This window comes from Alteromonas sp. AWJ4_199 (genome assembly GCF_056159165.1).
Map to the genome: position 1 here is coordinate 1,304,871 of NZ_JBSWUR010000001.1, position 15,702 is coordinate 1,320,572.

Consider the following 15,702-nt stretch of genomic DNA (forward strand, 5'->3'; position numbering starts at 1 on the left):
AAGCACACAAACAAAAGCTAACTAAATCGCGACGATAATTGCGACTTAGAACAAAGACGAGATTATGGAAGCAAAACAACTACAAGCCCTAAAACAAAACAACGCGCTTCTTTGTCAATTTATCGTGAGGCTCTCAGCATTTTATGAGGGCTTTTCCGATAAAATAGATTCCGAACTCAAAGTGCTGCGCGGTCATCTTTCAGGTACGCCTAACTTTAGCCTTGCCGCTGTAAGTATTGAGAAGCTCAACAAATCTCTTCAGCGTCAAGAAATTACGTTAAGAAAGTATAGTATTGACACCGTTTCGACGCTAGAAGATGCAATGAAACAGCTGCAGAAAATTGTCTTTGAAGACAACGAATTGAAAGGCCTTACTACACAAGAGCTAATTAAACTTAACCAGCCTGTAGGCGATATCTTCAGTATCTATAAGCTTTACGCTAAAGCCATTGCGCTTCACCGCATTGCGCTGAATAAAGAAATGATAGGGCTTGAACCTTCTAATGAGGTTGGAAGCTCAGCAGAGGTACAGCAAAGTGTCCCTGCTCGCTCGGTAAAAGACGACAACCCACATTACCGCTCAATTCTAGTTGAACTCAATCATCTCATCGCTTCTTATGCACAAAAGAAACAGAACGACCAGCAGCTTAACGATATCAAGCAACGTCTTGACGAGGGCATGAGTGAAGACCAGTTGCTTAAAAGCTGCGTAGTTATTTTGCGAATGATTGTGCAAGATGCAATGTCTGAAGCAAGCCTGACTGGCAAAGTTATACAGAGCCTTCATCGTTCACTTGGTGAAGTCAGTAACGACGTAAATATAGCCATAGAAGATAGCCAAGCGCAGTTCGAACAACGCAAAGCCGGTACAGAGCAGATTAAACGGCATATTAGTTATATTGAAGAAACTGTTTCAGAGAGTGAATCATTAGAATCCCTGAAAGAGCAGACCCAGCTTCGCGTAGAAAAACTTGTAGCAACGTTAAGCGAACAGCAAGACAACGATGAACAAGGGCAAGAAGCACTTTTGGCACTGCTATCGTCCATGCAGTCACGCATCGATACATTGCAACAGCAAACCAGCGTTTATAAAAAGAAGCTGGCTGAACAAGCGATGCAAAGTCGTACCGACCCGCTCACTCGTTTACCAAATAGACAAGCTTATAACGAGAAACTGGATGCCGCTTTCGCTAACTATAAGGAAGTTGGGACAACACTTGCTGTCGCCGTAGTCGATATCGATCATTTTAAATCGATTAACGATCGATTTGGTCATGCCGCCGGTGACAAAACGCTTCAGGTGGTAAGTAAGTTTTTGAAACAGAACCTTTCTGAAAAAGACTTTGTGGCACGGTGGGGAGGCGAAGAGTTCGTGATGCTACTGCCTGAATCGCAGATGACAGAGATTGACGAAAAGCTTAATGAAATTAGAACTAAACTGGCTGCTATGCCGTTTAAATTTAAGCAAGAGAAAGTCAAAATTACTGCATCATTTGGCGCGACCTGCTTTGGTAAAGAAGACACAACTGAAACGGTTTTCGAACGCGCGGATGAATACCTCTACAAAGCGAAGCGAAACGGCCGCAATCTTGTAGTAACTGATTTAAGCACTGACTTATAAGGTGTGAAGTATGAAGAAAGTTCAGCTTAATCCCGTAGGCTCAATGAGTCAGCTTTCGCAAGTGGAAGTATCCCGCCTCCAAGATGCAACAAATAGCGAGCTCTTCTCCATGTTTAGAAACTGCAGCCTTGCAGTATTGAACAGCGGAGTGGATGAAGACGATTTTGAAGCGCTTTTCGCCCCTTTTGAGAATTTTGAAATTAAACTCATCCGCCGAGAGCGAGGCGTAAAGATCGAACTTGTTAATCCGCCAGAAGTCGCATTCGTAGACGAAAAACTTGTTCGCGGTGTTCATGAACACTTGTTTGCTGTACTGCGTGATTTACTTTACATGGGCAACAAGTATGCATTTCTTCATCAGACAGCGCCCGCTGACGGAAGTGAGATCACCGATATGGTGTTTGACATGCTACGTCACGCTAAAGCCCTTGAAGGTAACGATAGCGTGAATACTATAGTGTGCTGGGGCGGTCACTCTATCAATCAAGTCGAATATAAATACACGAAAGAAGTAGGCTATCAGTTAGGCCTGCGCGATATGAATATTTGTACTGGCTGCGGACCGGGCGCAATGAAAGGCCCAATGAAAGGAGCGACGATAGGTCACGCAAAGCAACGTCACAAATCAGGTCGATATATAGGCATTTCTGAACCCAGTATTATTGCCGCCGAGCCACCTAATGCGATTGTGAACGAGCTCATTATCATGCCAGATATTGAAAAGCGTTTAGAAGCCTTCGTGAGATTAGGGCACGGAATCATTGTATTTCCGGGCGGTGTAGGAACAGCTGAGGAACTGCTTTATTTACTTGGGATATTGATGAATGAGCGCAATGCGCAACAACCATTCCCTTTTATATTAACCGGACCTGCAGGCAGCGAAGAGTATTTTGAAGCCATCGACACCTTTGTTGGAGCCACGTTGGGCGCAGAGGCCCAGTCAAAGTATCAAATTATCGTGAATGATCCTGAAGAAGTCGCCCGTACTATGAGTAAACACCTCGAAAAAGTCAGAAAATTCAGAGGGGCTATGGGTGATGCTTTCAGCTTTAACTGGTCACTTAAAATTGAACAGGACTTCCAACAACCCTTCATTCCCACTCACGAAAGCATGGCAGCACTACAGCTTCATCTAGATCAAAGTAAAAGTGATCTTGCTGCAAATTTACGAAAAGCATTTTCTGGTATCGTTGCTGGGAACGTAAAAGCAGAAGGGATCGCACAAATTAAAAAACACGGTCAGTTCGAGCTTACCGGCGATAGTACTCTTATGGAAAAAGTCGATACACTATTAGAATCATTTGTAAAACAACACAGGATGAAGCTACCTGGCAGTGCCTACGAACCTTGTTATGTTGTGAAAAGTGGCTAAGCAAGCAAAATTGTAAGGAGACGCATTTGCTTACGTTTACTACTTATGCTTAATAGGCGTTTTAAGGTACACTTGATCAGAGCGGTGTTAAACAGAAAAATGTTGCGAGCGATCAGTATACCTTGTCAAAGGCTCATGCTTTGAGACGCTAATAACCCTAACTAACATTTGAGTATAGAAAACGAGAAGTAACGGTCATGAATACCAAGGTTATTCGTCTAATTTTAGCGGGCGTCGCGTTATACGCGGTGTTTGTTTTTATGGTTATCGCCTTTTACCCAGATAAACCTGAAAATATGGATTGGAAAGACCGTGAAGAATACAACCGAGTTCAAATTACTAAATTGAAACTAGGTAGTACACGAGAAGAGGTACTTGCTTTACTAGGTTCGCCTGACATCACAGAAGCTAAACGACAAGGTGCTACAGCGATTCAGGTTATGTTTTTTAGAACCCAGCACGTACGTGCAGACGGATTGACTACGCAAGATGAGTGCACACCTTTGCTGTTCGAAAACGATAAGCTTATAGCTTGGGGTGAAGGGGCTTACTCTAGCTATCAAAAAAGTTAAAAGGATGGGGAGTGACCGGCATCATTTCCACACTTAAACGCCTTGTTCATCTAGGCGAAGCTGAGTTATCAGTCGAGCAGCGTATTAATCATTGGTTAAAAAACGCAAAACGGATATTGACGTTAGTTAATGCAAACCCAGCCTTAGCTGCGGCCACGCTTCATATCGATAACGACTTACCTAAAGACACGCAACAACTTTTGCTATTGGCACTGTTTGGCAAGCTGTGTCGATTCAACGATCATTATTTACAGCACGTTCTTGCGTCTTTACTTGCGACCTTTTGGCTATCAAGCGCTAAAACACCACGAGATAGCATTCCTGAAGTTATTCGCTTTTTGCGTAAACACAATCTGGCCATTTGGCAAGATACGGTAAAATTGCAAAAAGCCTTTCAGACGGGAAAATACATTAACTTTATTGCAGATAACCGACTAAACTTGGCGCAGAGGCTTAGTCTTCTCTCTGGTGTTTTTGCAACAAACGCGAAAAAAAACGATTACCAAGCGGTATTTACCCACATAGCTTGTCGTCTACCTGCCTATCATCGCCATCATATCGCACCGCTTATTCAGCTATTCGAAGGTTTGCTTCCCGGAGCAAAAGTTTTTGCTAAGGGTGTGCCTGGCGTTTTGGTAGATGTGCAGCAAAATCATGGTTATGTATTTACGCTTAGCAAAGATGACGAAGATGGTAAATGGCTTCCTTTATCGGCTATTCAAGCTCCGGTGCCTTTATCAATACCCTTTGAGCATTTCATAGCGCTGTACACAGACACCGCCAATGCCAGAGTGAACCAGGGCGGCACTCCGTACCTGCCTTCTACATTCGCTATTCAACATCCCCCCAAAGCGCTTATTACCATTATCGACGAATTGCAAAAGCAAGATGTAGTGATTGAACAGCTGTGTGAAAAAATTGAAAAAGTCCCCACTTTTAATCATTTTTTGATGCTCACTGCGAGTCAAGACAACAGGTTACAACTGCCAGTGAAAAGCATAAAACAGGCTGTATTAACCTACGGTATAGAACGAGTGGGAGACATGCTTATTCAGTTCGCTCTTTTAGAGCGGTTAACGCAAAATCAATTTCCACTTATGGGAATGTGTAAGCAAATAACCTTACTAGCGTGCTCATTTTCTAGCTACTTTGCACAAATTGTAGATTCGAAGTTTACGCCGCAGTCGGCAGCCTTAACGATGACTTTTATTTGCACTCCCCTATTCACACTCCCAGGTTTCAAAGTATCTAAATCCTTGCCTGTTCGCCTCGACAATATCGTATCTATTAATAACGCGTTTAAAGTGAAGTCGGATACGCCTTGGCTAGCAATAGCGTCGGAACTCGCTGGTAGTTGGCATCAGAGTTCTACCTGGCGCGCGGTAATACATCAATGTGGAAAAGCGAGCACTGAAGTTCCAAAGTCGATTCAAAAAGAACAGGCGATTTTAGTATTAAGCTTTGCTCTCGCGAAAGCATGTCTATTTCACCAAGATGTCTATTCGTTACTTCATGATATTAACGTGAAAACGCTCATCAGCATTCTAAATATGCAACCTAATGATGTTTTCAATGCACTTGAGTCCAATGGACAGCTACTCTTTTGCCCTCTTTCTCTGTAGCTACGCATACGAACTTTTAACCGCACTCAAATCAATTAAGATTGCTTTATTAGAGCCCACCCTATTTATCCCGACCTTCTAGCAAACGCGTGATAATTTACGTGAGCGACTTATTAAATAATGCCCTATACATGCTGCAACACTATTTAATAACTAGATCAGTGCCTAACGACAAATTTATCGCCCTATCACCTTAATTTATCTTTACGAATGGCTATAACTTGCGCCGGCTATCGTATAAAATACGGCAACTTTTGCAGTGCTTTATCCTTTTTCCCTACAATTTCAATTATAATAAGTAAGCAAGCAGAACTTGGCACCTCGCGCGCCAAATCAAAAATTGAATAAACCTAACGATTTTGACAACAGAATTACCAGAGGATCCCTCCACATGACTCAGCAACGTATTACAGTCATTCGCGGTGACGGCATTGGCCCGGACATTATCGATGCGACCACAAAAATTCTAGATAAGGTTGGCTGTGACTTTGCCTATGACTATGCCGATGCGGGCTTAGTTGCACTGGAAGAACATGGCGAGCTTCTACCTCAAGAAACACTAGACCTTATCGCAAAAAATAAAGTTGCGCTTAAAGGCCCTCTAACTACGCCAGTTGGTGAAGGCTTTACGTCTATCAACGTTAGTCTTCGCAAGCAGTTTAAACTGTACGCTAACCTACGCCCGGTAATGTCTTTTAAGGGCACAAAAGCACGTTACGAAGATATTGATATCATCACTGTACGTGAAAACACGCAGGGTATGTACTCTGGTCTTGGGCAAGTTGTTTCAGAAGACGGCAACGAAGCTGAAGCAATGAGTAAAATTACTCGTGACGGCGCTGAGAAAATCGTAACTTTCGCTTATGAGCTAGCACGTCGCGAAGGCCGTAAGAAAGTAACAGCGGTTCACAAAGCAAACATTCTTAAGTCGACGTCAGGTCTATTCCTAAAAGTTGCCCGTGAAGTTGGCGAGCGTTACCCAGACATCGAATCTGCTGAGATGATTGTAGATAACTGCTGTATGCAGCTTGTGATGAACCCTCACCAGTTTGACGTTATCGTAACCACTAACCTTTTCGGTGACATCCTTTCAGACCTGTGTGCGGGTCTTGTTGGTGGTCTTGGTATGGCACCAGGCGCAAACATTGGTGAAGACTGTGCGATCTTTGAAGCGGTTCATGGCTCTGCACCAGATATCGCGGGTAAAAACCTTGCGAACCCAACGTCTGTAGTACTTGCTGCAGCGCAAATGCTTGAATACCTAAACATGGGTGATAAAGCAGAGAAAATTCGCGCAGCATTGAAAGACGTTATTGAATCTGGCGACCGCACCACTCGCGACCTAGGTGGTGAAGCCGGTACTACAGAATTTACCCAAGCGCTTCTTGACCGTCTATAAACGCTTTGTGCTTTAGCACTGATATTATTTGAAAACGGGCTTTCTAGCCCGTTTTTTTATACATTACTTTCCACTTTCCGACTAAAACCTGTACTAAAACTGGACTACCGCTTTTTCAACCCGCCTCTATTATCTTGTTTGTACACACTAAAGTGCTTTGCGCTTTGTTACTAATCGCTACATCGAATAGAGTCTAATAGTTATGGACGAGTTACTTTCGATAGTACTAAGACTAGAAAAAGTCAGTGCACTCTGGGTACATAAATTTAATACCATTTAGCTAAGACGTAATGCCTCAAAATTGGGTAGCGTACTTAGCAACACTTACAAGGAAAGATGATGAAAAAATTAATCTCTGGCTTACTCGCTCTATCAGCGCTAGCTATTCAAGCTCCTATGGTTCATGCTGAAGTAGAAAGTAGTAAGCAAACACAGCATAAAGAAACAAACCTACAGCAGCGCATCGACTTAAACTCAGCGTCTGTGGAGCAGTTAATTTCGCTGCCAGGCGTCGGTCGGTCTAAAGCCAAGGCAATAATTAAGTATCGAGAGGAAGTAGGGCCCTTTCTTGAAGTCGCACAACTAACCCAAGTAAAAGGCATTGGCGAAAAAATGCTAAGCAAAATAGAAAATCATGTGCGTGTTAAGTAAATGATATTAGCTTAACGCCCCTAAACGATAATCTAATGGTTAGTCTAGCTGCGTTCAAAGAGTGATTAAAAACAAAAAATGCGCCAATATTGGCGCATTTTTATATTACTTGTAGCTTCCGAAATACTTTATTATTTCACTACAGACGCTAAGTACTCTTTAAACTCATCACCTAAAGAAGGATGGCGTAATGCATATTCTACATTAGCTTTCATGTAGCCTAGCTTGCTTCCGCAATCGTGGCTCTTACCTTTCATGTAGTAAGCATCTACTTGTTCAAGCTTCATCAGTGCATCAATAGCATCGGTAAGTTGAACTTCGCCGCCCGCACCTGGTGGTGTAAACTCTAGCAAATCCCAAATTTTTTCTGAAAGCACATATCTACCTACTACGGCTAGGTCTGAAGGCGCTTCGTCAAGAGGAGGCTTCTCAACCATCTTGTGAATTTTAGCTGAATCTCCTGGTGCGATAGCTGCGCCGTCTAGGTCAGCAATACCAAATTTAGAAATATCTTCTTCTGGTACCTGCTCAACCATAACTTGGCTTACACGGCTGGTATTGAATTTAGCTACCATATCAGCAAGGTTATCCTTTTTAGGATCACTTGCCACATCGTCAATTATCACGTCAGGAAGAACTACAGCAAAAGGAGCATCACCGATTAACGGGCGAGCGCACAATACAGCGTGACCTAAACCGTTAGCTACGCCTTGACGAATATGCATGATAGTTACGTCTTTCGGACAAATTGACTGAACTTCTTCTAAAAGTTGACGCTTAACACGTTTTTCAAGCGTTGCTTCAAGTTCAAATGAAGTATCAAAGTGGTTTTCAATGCTGTTCTTACTAGCGTGAGTTACTAGAATAATTTCCTTTACACCTGCCGCAACACATTCACTAACAACGTATTGAATTAGTGGCTTATCAACCACAGGTAACATCTCTTTAGGGATAGCTTTCGTTGCTGGAAGCATTCTCGTCCCAAGACCTGCTACAGGAATTACCGCTTTTTTCACCTGACTCATAAGTTAATATCCTTTTTTAAAATCCTAGTTACTCGCTCAAGTCGGCGCCTTGCCGTCATTTACTTCTTAAGCTTATCTATATTCGCTATTATACAAAAGAGTAATGCAATCGATGTTCCAATTACCCTTTTAGAGCACTTGCGTCTTGAAAATGGGCATTACGGTTATTTTTCACTCATTAATGCACAAAATTTGGGATAAATAATATCTAATGCACCAATACAGTGAAAGTGCAGTGAGTAAATTTTTACCTTACAGCATACCTTTTAGTTAAAAGTAGCTGATTAGCGACGCTTATTTAAAACACTTGTTAGATTGAAAAGGGCCGCCGTGGCGCTTAAGACCATCTTTTAACCCATGGCGCATGTACTGCCCTCTCGCATTTCCTTGCCCAAAGCAAAATCGGTTAACAAGATACCTTACGGGTATTGCACAAACATGACGAAGCTTCCAATAAAGCGGAACGTAGCTACGACGGGCAAGAATAAGCACGTTGCGAAACTGATAGTAGAGTCTGATAGGAGCACCTTGCTTAAACATTACACCACACACTTTCACTCTATCGTCGCCTTGCCGATGAGGCATACAAGCGCTCAACGACTGATAAATGACCATACCTTTTGCTCGAGCTCGCCAGCACCATTCATGATCAACACCATCAATGAAAAGCGCCTCTTCTTTTCCACCCACTCTCTCAAAAGCACGACGAGAGATAAGCATGCCTGAGGCAATAATTTGTTTCACTTCCTTCAAGCTATCGGAGATCTTTTTACCTTTTTGAAGCACACCCTGATCAACACAATCAGAAAATTGACAGTAAATAGAAGGACCTATAGCTGCGATAGGCGCTTCTTGCTCCAAACTAGTAAATTGGCGTAATAATTCATTGGCAATGGTAGGTGTAAACTGGCTATCTTGGTCGAGTAGGAAAGCGTATTCAACACCTTTATCAAAAAGCTTTTCCAAACCTATATTTTGAGCTTTAGCAATACCCAGATTAATTCCACAATGAATGTAAGTGCAGAGAGATGTATTCAAACGCTCATCAGCATTGGCAGAATTATCAACTAGCACTAAATCCCATTCTGGCGCCGAAAAAGCCTGAATCACATTAGTAAGGTGCCCAATATCGGGGTTATAAAGTATTACGACAATCCCTGTTTTCAATGCTTACCAAACCTCTCTAACAAATGTCTGTCGAGCTTGTATGCCAGTTTAACCACTTTTCCTGGCATTAAGCGCAATGATAGGACACCGCAAGCATAAAAAAAGTTATAGGGTGAAAACTGTTTTAATTTGGTGATCGCAAAGATGCGCGCTTTAAATTCGTTGAGAGATTTGCTTAGTCCGCGACGCTTATAGAAGTTATTTACTCTTCTAAACTTTAATAATCGATCCTTTAGGTTTCTGAAGATATAACCTTGTGAAGCTAGCAAAATCCAGAAAAAATAATCTTGCGTGTTGAGTAGGTCGCCATTGTATCTGTGGCCATCATGAAACACGCTATATCGGATCACCACCGTAGGATGATTAAGCGAGCAACGCCTAGGTAGTATTCGGGTTATTTGTTTGTGCGACGCTGGCATTACCCGCGCTCCGACTTTTTTCCCGCTTTCGTTAATTTCAGTAAGCGCTGAACCGAGTACGGATATGTTGCTATGCCGATTTAGGTAAGTAATTTGACGCAACAAGCGGTGAGCTTCGGAGATATCGTCTGCATCCATTCTTACAAAATAGGAGGGGTTAAACTGCAAACCAAAATCGATGGCAGAATTCATACTGCTTGCAAGACCAATATTGTGGCTATTTTGTGCTAGAACGATTCTATCGTCGTTTTCGGCTGCGCTTTGAAGCACTTGAGTTATAGGCTTAGGTACCGGCCCATCAATAACAATTATGAAAAGAAAATCCGAATAGGTTTGCTTTGTTATGCTTTCAATCGATTCTTGAAGCCATCTCGCATTGTCCGCCTGGTAAACGGCCATGGCGACAATCGATTCAACATGCTTTTTTTTATTTTCGTTGTGAATGACAGAGAATTGATTTATCAAGAATTTTTTACCAGCTAAAAGAATAACAAAGAAAATAAAAGCGCTTTTACGCGCTTCTTTTTCGACGGTATGTTACAGAGATTTCATGCAACCTGCTATGAGTTTTACCGAATCTACGTCCTGACTCGCTTAATAAAGCGAAGTACGCTCCATATATGCTGAATCACTAAACTATAAACAACTAGAAGCCCAATAAAACCATAAAACATTACCGCTTCAGGTACTTGATAAACTTCGCCTAGAATACCGATAAGGCAATAGCACGCGCCTAGGCACAATATAGCTACCAGTGACTGCCTACTGCTTAACCCTGCTCGCATGAAAATGTTGTGGAGATGCTGCCTGTCTGGTTTCAACATAGACTGCCCCTTACGCGCACGGCGATACATGATTGCAGCCATATCCATCAAAGGAAGCCCAACAAGCCACACTGCCGTTATAGGTCTAAACGCAGCCGTTTCACCTTGGGTATGATCAACAAGCAGCCATACAATCGTGAGACCGACAAACATACTGCCAGCATCGCCCATAAATATCTTGTTCCCTTTGAACCCTTTCCAACTCAGGTTAAACGCCAAGAAAGGAACAATAGCAGCCACAATAATAAGTGGCTCCATAATAGAGGCGCCATTACCAGTGAAAATTAAAAAACCTGCCACGGTAAGCAATATAACCAAACTCATACCGCCTGCAAGACCATCAATGCCGTCTATCATGTTAAATGCATTGATAACGCCAACAACACAAATAATGGTGAAGAAATAGCCGCCTAGGTCGAGAAGCACCTCGCCAGTGCCAAAGATATTGCCTAACGACGTAATATAATTTTGCGCGCTCCATGCCATAATGGCGGCCACGCCAAATTGACACATAAGGCGACCTTTCGCACTTAAGTCAAAGCGGTCATCCAGCATACCAAGCAATACTACAAAAGCAGATGCGGTAAAGAACAGCGGGTTGTTTTTCATCCACACATCGGTGGCGACGCTTGCAACAAGTACTGCCATAAATATAGCCACGCCCCCCGTTAAAGGGACGATACCTGCGTGGCGTTTACGTGCTGTAGGTTGATCAACTAAACCAAACTGATGCGCTAGAGGCGTCATCACCACTAAAAGAATTAGGGCTACGAAAAATGCAGTAAAAAGCGGGACGAACTGCAAGTACGCTAGCATAAAACACACAACCTCTCGTCACTGGTTACAGAAACACTCGCGTTTTTCAGCCTGACCAATGCACTTGTAAATTTGTTTAAAAAGCTCAATATCGAATCCATATTTGTACAACTTCCATTTCTTCCAGCGCGGTGAGGGTTTATCGTTATAACTATGCGGGTCGAAAACTGCCATATGATATAAAACATTTGTTTAAGTAACCACCCCAATTGCAAAATTATCGTTTCAAAACATTTCGTAATAGTTACAGTTTAAACTACGATTACCACGCACAATTATCACGCTAATTGCCACATGAAGCCGTTTCGTGACATCGCAGTTACTCTCAAATACAAAATCTAGACGTACCACAAGCTAAATTATTTCACTAACTATTAAATTTCCTACTTATTGTGAACTTTCCAATAATAATTTAGTCATTTTGAAGTCTTAAACCGTAGCGCTATTGCGATAGCAAACATGCTTTTTTTAAAACTTATGTTATCCTAGCGCGAAATTGCTGTATGGATATGAAGGCTAATGTTCAAACAATTCCAACGTTTAATTTTGCCGTTCACACTAATTGTGAGCGCAGCAGGGTGTACAAACTCACCTACAGTTACCGAAGCTGACATACCCTTGGTGCACTCTTCCCTTGCATATTCCCTAGCGCCGGAAAAAGAGTCTGCAATAAATATTCCAAAAGCCAATATTTATTTTGATAAAAAAGAATCTTTTTCAATACGCTTTGGTGGCTATGATTACGAAGCCACCAAGCACTACATTTCAGCCACTGGCAATAAGTGTATCCGCTTTTCTTTACAAGACAGTGACTCTGTTCAGACTGATGCACAGCGCAAAGTAACCACTTGCCAGCGGGATGGGCGATGGAAAGTAGTTTCTCCTCTCGTAGTTTCAGCTACCGCGCAAGGTGAATAAGTTAATGAAGTTTATGGATATAAAAAACACAATCAAAACGCTTTCAGTAACAGCGTGTTCAGCAGTAATTGGCTGCTTTCTTTTACAACCTGTTTTCGCACAAAGTGTCGAACAACTACAGCAGCTAAGAGAAAGGGCTCAACAATCGCAAAGCGGAGGCGCTGCGCAGTCAGTCTCTCCTCTTAGTATCTCAACACAGCGAACTCTACCGGGCGCAACAGGTACTGCGAACTCAATGGGGCAATTTTCCACTCAGCCGCGAAACGGTGTAAATTTACCTGGAGAACCTACTGTTGAGACGGTTTTCCCTGCCCAAGCTCCTATGGAAAACCCGCCATTTGCTGCAAACTTATTTATTGGTGGATTTGAATCAGAGCGCAGTTCAGGCTTAAACGACAATTACTTAGTAGCACCTGGCGATAAAATAAATATTTGGTTATGGGGCGCGGTTAACTTCTCTAGCGTAGTTACCGTAGATAACCAAGGCAATATTTTTATTCCTAATATTGGCCCTATTCGAGTAGCAAATACACCAGCAGGAAGCGTTAACCAAACGGTTACAGCGAAAATCAGGCAGGTGTATACCAATGATGTGAATGTTTACGTGAACCTTCTCACCTCTACACCGGTGTCTATATTTGTATCAGGGCCAGTGTTGCGCCCCGGTCAATACGCTGGTCTGGCTTCAGATAGCGTGCTTTACTATTTAAAACGTGCAGGCGGCATCGACTTCCAGCGTGGCAGTTTTAGGCAAATAGATGTCGTTCGCAATGGTAAAGTCGTAGCAACCGCAGACTTGTATGCCTTTTTTAGAAGTGGAAAGCTTCCAGAAGTATCCTTCAAAGACGGCGACACCATTTTAGTGCACCCAATTGGCAACACTATCGTTGTTGAAACCGGAGCTCGCAATAGCTTTACCTTTGAATTTTTAAATGAAGAGCTTAACGGTGGCGTGGTTAATTACTTTGCACGTCCTGGTGAATTCGCTTCTCATGCCTCAGTATCAGGTGTTCGAAACAATAAACAGTTCGCACGTTATTTAGATTTAAAAGAGTTCGCTTCTTTAGAGCTAAGCGCAGGCGACACGGTAGAATACATTGCGGATCACGAGCCGCAAATATATCGAATCAATGTTGCTGGCGCATTCGCAGGCGCATCACAAATCATGGTTGATAAAGGTGCACGCCTACTTGACGTGTTAGACCACATTGAAGCTGATACCACGCTCTCTGACACGCAAAATATTTACCTACTTAGAGAAAGTGTTGCCGTCAAGCAAAAGGAAATCATTGAAGAAGGCTTACAGCGTCTTGAGAGAAGCATGTATACCGCTCCGATAAGCTCGACTGGTGAAGGTGCTATACGCGCTCAAGAAGCACAGCTTGTTGCAGACTTTATAGCTCGAGCAAGGCAAGTAGAGCCCCAAGGCCGTGTTGTTGTATCTGAAAACGGCGACATAGCTAATATTCTGCTTGAACCTAATGACACCATCGTTATTCCTGAAGTGACTGACTTGATACATGTAGGCGGTGAAGTACTACTACCGCAATCTGTAGTATTTAACCCAGATGCAACTACTGAAGATTACGTAGCTTGGGCTGGCGGCTTTACTGAACGCGCTGAAGACGAGCGTATACTTATTGTTCGCAAAAATGGGAACGTTACTTTTTCAAGCGTGAACGACTCATTCCTTTCAAGCGATGAAAGCAAGCTTGAGCCAGGAGATCAGATTATCGTTCTGCCTGCAATTGATACCAAAGTACTGCAAGCTGTTAAAGATATCACCCAAATCGTTTATCAAATTGCTATTGCAGCTAACGTTGCTACTAACTAAGCATGGTAACGTTTAAAGATCAGCTCTATGCATGGAGAGGCGTGATATTCGCGCTTTTCCTGCGTGAGCTTCAAAGTAAATTTAACGATAAGTTTGGCTTGGGCTGGGCATTTTTAGAGCCTTTTATTTTCATATTTGCTCTTTCATTTTTCCGAAGCCTTCTACACGATGGAGACGTTCACTCAATCCCACTCTTTATATTTATGATGATTGGATTGATGGGGCTTCAAACGTTCACTTCCTGCATGAATGGTGTTTCTACTTCAATACGAAGGAATAAACCGCTCTACGCGTTTAGACAAGTCCAGCCATTTGCTGCAATTTTAACTGCTGGGTTTCTAGAGTTAATAATAAAAACTACCGTGGTTTTTCTTCTCTATATTGCTCTGTACCTTCTAGATGAAACATTTGTACTAAATGATCCTTTGCTTCTCATATTTCTCTTCACTTTATTGTGGGTTTTCGGTGTCGCGGTCGGAATAGTATTCGCTATCACTAGCGCATTTGTTCCCGAAGTAGACAAAATTAAGTCTATGCTCTCTAGGCCTCTACTATTCATCTCTTGTGTATTTTTCAGCTTACAGGACGTGCCCGAAGAAGTTTGGCCTTATCTAACTTGGAACCCCTTAGTTCACTTTAACGAGTTAGCCAGATTCGCATGCTTTGAGTCATACGGGAAACATGGCGTTGAATTAAGCTACATTTTAGAAGTAACAACAGTCGCCCTATTTCTAAGCCTTTCGATGTACCACATCACGTGGAAGAGGGTGTTATCTCGATGATCAGAATAGAAAATTTAACAAAGAGCTATCCCAGTAAAATGGGTCCTCAATATATTTTTAAAAATCTCAATTTTGATTTTCCAACCGAGAATAACGTCGCGATTCTAGGTAAAAATGGTGCGGGTAAGTCAACCCTGTTCCGCATGCTAGCGAAAAGTGAATACCCCGACAAAGGCCGTGTTTTAACGAACAAATCGATGTCGTGGCCGGTGGCTCTGCAAACCGGTGTGCACCCGCAAATGACCGGGCGTGAAAACACCCGCTTTGTGGGACGGATCAATAACGTTAAATCCCTCCCTGAATACGAAGAAAAGGTGCAACAGTTCGCTGAGTTAGGTAAACGCTTTGATCTTCCCGTTCGCACCTATTCGTCGGGCATGCGTGCCAAATTGGTGTTTGCGTGCTGCATGAATATTAATTTCGATATTTACCTTATCGATGAAGCGACATCAGTAGGCGATCCGCTTTTTAGAAAAAAAGCACGTTTATCGCTTAAGGAAAAGAGTGAGCAAGCCGGGGTCATTATGGTTAGCCATGAACTTGACCAAATTCGCGAATTCTGTACTTCTGCCGTCATCATTGACGATGGAAAACTCACTTATTATCACGATCTCGAAGAAGGCATCGACGTTTATACGCAGGATGCAGACAATAAGAAATCACTTAAATAGGTTCAAATC

14 protein-coding genes are annotated in these 15,702 nt (G+C 42.6%); 10 read left to right on the top strand and 4 right to left on the bottom strand.

All coding sequences use genetic code 11. The annotated features are described in order from the left end of the window. Positions 1–64 precede the first annotated feature (64 nt). The 6 genes from ACXAER_RS05700 (at position 65) to ACXAER_RS05725 (ending at position 7,237) form a co-directional block, all read left to right on the top strand. Positions 65–1,621: a GGDEF domain-containing protein gene (locus ACXAER_RS05700; protein WP_474827411.1), complete on the top strand. Its 1,557-nt coding sequence runs from the start codon at positions 65–67 to the stop codon at positions 1,619–1,621. A 10-nt stretch (positions 1,622–1,631) separates the two neighbouring features. Next, complete coding sequence (ppnN, locus tag ACXAER_RS05705; protein WP_474827413.1) at positions 1,632–2,993, top strand: nucleotide 5'-monophosphate nucleosidase PpnN; 1,362 nt, start codon at positions 1,632–1,634, stop codon at positions 2,991–2,993. 197 nt (positions 2,994–3,190) lie between these two features. Next, positions 3,191–3,565 (top strand): DUF3192 domain-containing protein, encoded by a 375-nt coding sequence (locus ACXAER_RS05710; RefSeq protein WP_269918820.1) that lies wholly within the window; start codon positions 3,191–3,193, stop codon positions 3,563–3,565. Between the two features lie 11 nt (positions 3,566–3,576). Then, on the top strand, positions 3,577–5,187 hold the full coding sequence (locus ACXAER_RS05715) for a histidine kinase (RefSeq protein ID WP_474827415.1): 1,611 nt from the start codon (positions 3,577–3,579) through the stop codon (positions 5,185–5,187). 391 nt (positions 5,188–5,578) lie between these two features. Continuing rightward, on the top strand, positions 5,579–6,586 hold the full coding sequence (locus ACXAER_RS05720; protein ID WP_012517475.1) for an isocitrate dehydrogenase: 1,008 nt from the start codon (positions 5,579–5,581) through the stop codon (positions 6,584–6,586). Between the two features lie 339 nt (positions 6,587–6,925). Next, positions 6,926–7,237, top strand: coding sequence for a ComEA family DNA-binding protein (locus ACXAER_RS05725; protein WP_474827417.1), 312 nt, complete (start codon positions 6,926–6,928; stop codon positions 7,235–7,237). A 131-nt stretch (positions 7,238–7,368) separates the two neighbouring features. Here the strand turns inward: ACXAER_RS05725 and galU are convergent, their stop codons facing one another. The 4 genes from galU to wecA all read right to left on the bottom strand — a co-directional run bounded on the left by galU (position 7,369) and on the right by wecA (position 11,488). After that, positions 7,369–8,262 (bottom strand): UTP--glucose-1-phosphate uridylyltransferase GalU, encoded by an 894-nt coding sequence (gene galU, locus ACXAER_RS05730; RefSeq protein WP_474827419.1) that lies wholly within the window; start codon positions 8,260–8,262, stop codon positions 7,369–7,371. 294 nt (positions 8,263–8,556) lie between these two features. Continuing rightward, positions 8,557–9,429 carry a glycosyltransferase family 2 protein gene (locus ACXAER_RS05735; RefSeq protein ID WP_474827421.1) on the bottom strand — a complete coding sequence of 291 codons (873 nt, stop codon included), beginning with the start codon at positions 9,427–9,429 and terminating at the stop codon, positions 8,557–8,559. Next, the gene (locus ACXAER_RS05740) at positions 9,426–10,313 is read right to left on the bottom strand and encodes a glycosyltransferase (RefSeq protein WP_474827423.1); all 888 of its coding nucleotides are present in this window, start codon (positions 10,311–10,313) and stop codon (positions 9,426–9,428) included. Before ACXAER_RS05740 ends, ACXAER_RS05735 begins: the two co-directional genes overlap by 4 nt. A gap of 113 nt (positions 10,314–10,426) precedes the next feature. Then, positions 10,427–11,488 carry a UDP-N-acetylglucosamine--undecaprenyl-phosphate N-acetylglucosaminephosphotransferase gene (gene wecA, locus ACXAER_RS05745; RefSeq protein ID WP_269918825.1) on the bottom strand — a complete coding sequence of 354 codons (1,062 nt, stop codon included), beginning with the start codon at positions 11,486–11,488 and terminating at the stop codon, positions 10,427–10,429. A gap of 519 nt (positions 11,489–12,007) precedes the next feature. On the opposite strand from wecA, the gene ACXAER_RS05750 reads away from it, so the two are divergent. From ACXAER_RS05750 to ACXAER_RS05765, 4 genes are read left to right on the top strand one after another with little or no spacing between them, the layout of a single operon-like run. Continuing rightward, positions 12,008–12,406, top strand: a complete 399-nt coding sequence (locus ACXAER_RS05750) for a hypothetical protein (RefSeq protein ID WP_474827426.1) — start codon at positions 12,008–12,010, stop codon at positions 12,404–12,406. Between the two features lie 4 nt (positions 12,407–12,410). Then, positions 12,411–14,240: a polysaccharide biosynthesis/export family protein gene (locus ACXAER_RS05755; RefSeq protein ID WP_474827428.1), complete on the top strand. Its 1,830-nt coding sequence runs from the start codon at positions 12,411–12,413 to the stop codon at positions 14,238–14,240. Positions 14,241–14,242: 2 nt separating this feature from the next. Beyond that, positions 14,243–15,022 (top strand): ABC transporter permease, encoded by a 780-nt coding sequence (locus ACXAER_RS05760; protein ID WP_474827430.1) that lies wholly within the window; start codon positions 14,243–14,245, stop codon positions 15,020–15,022. Further along, positions 15,019–15,693: an ABC transporter ATP-binding protein gene (locus ACXAER_RS05765; protein WP_025254261.1), complete on the top strand. Its 675-nt coding sequence runs from the start codon at positions 15,019–15,021 to the stop codon at positions 15,691–15,693. The genes ACXAER_RS05760 and ACXAER_RS05765 overlap by 4 nt, the downstream gene beginning before the upstream one ends. The last annotated feature ends 9 nt before the right edge of the window (positions 15,694–15,702 follow it).

What these genes read in the sequence shown, in the direction of transcription:
- ACXAER_RS05700 (WP_474827411.1), top strand. Translation starts at nt 65, where the DNA reads ATGGAAGCAAAACAACTACAAGCCCTAAAACAAAACAACGCGCTTCTT.
- ppnN (WP_474827413.1), top strand. Translation starts at nt 1,632, where the DNA reads ATGAAGAAAGTTCAGCTTAATCCCGTAGGCTCAATGAGTCAGCTTTCG.
- ACXAER_RS05710 (WP_269918820.1), top strand. Translation starts at nt 3,191, where the DNA reads ATGAATACCAAGGTTATTCGTCTAATTTTAGCGGGCGTCGCGTTATAC.
- ACXAER_RS05720 (WP_012517475.1), top strand. Translation starts at nt 5,579, where the DNA reads ATGACTCAGCAACGTATTACAGTCATTCGCGGTGACGGCATTGGCCCG.
- ACXAER_RS05725 (WP_474827417.1), top strand. Translation starts at nt 6,926, where the DNA reads ATGAAAAAATTAATCTCTGGCTTACTCGCTCTATCAGCGCTAGCTATT.
- galU (WP_474827419.1), bottom strand. Translation starts at nt 8,262, where the DNA reads ATGAGTCAGGTGAAAAAAGCGGTAATTCCTGTAGCAGGTCTTGGGACG.
- wecA (WP_269918825.1), bottom strand. Translation starts at nt 11,488, where the DNA reads ATGCTAGCGTACTTGCAGTTCGTCCCGCTTTTTACTGCATTTTTCGTA.
- ACXAER_RS05750 (WP_474827426.1), top strand. Translation starts at nt 12,008, where the DNA reads ATGTTCAAACAATTCCAACGTTTAATTTTGCCGTTCACACTAATTGTG.
- ACXAER_RS05755 (WP_474827428.1), top strand. Translation starts at nt 12,411, where the DNA reads ATGAAGTTTATGGATATAAAAAACACAATCAAAACGCTTTCAGTAACA.
- ACXAER_RS05760 (WP_474827430.1), top strand. Translation starts at nt 14,243, where the DNA reads ATGGTAACGTTTAAAGATCAGCTCTATGCATGGAGAGGCGTGATATTC.
- ACXAER_RS05765 (WP_025254261.1), top strand. Translation starts at nt 15,019, where the DNA reads ATGATCAGAATAGAAAATTTAACAAAGAGCTATCCCAGTAAAATGGGT.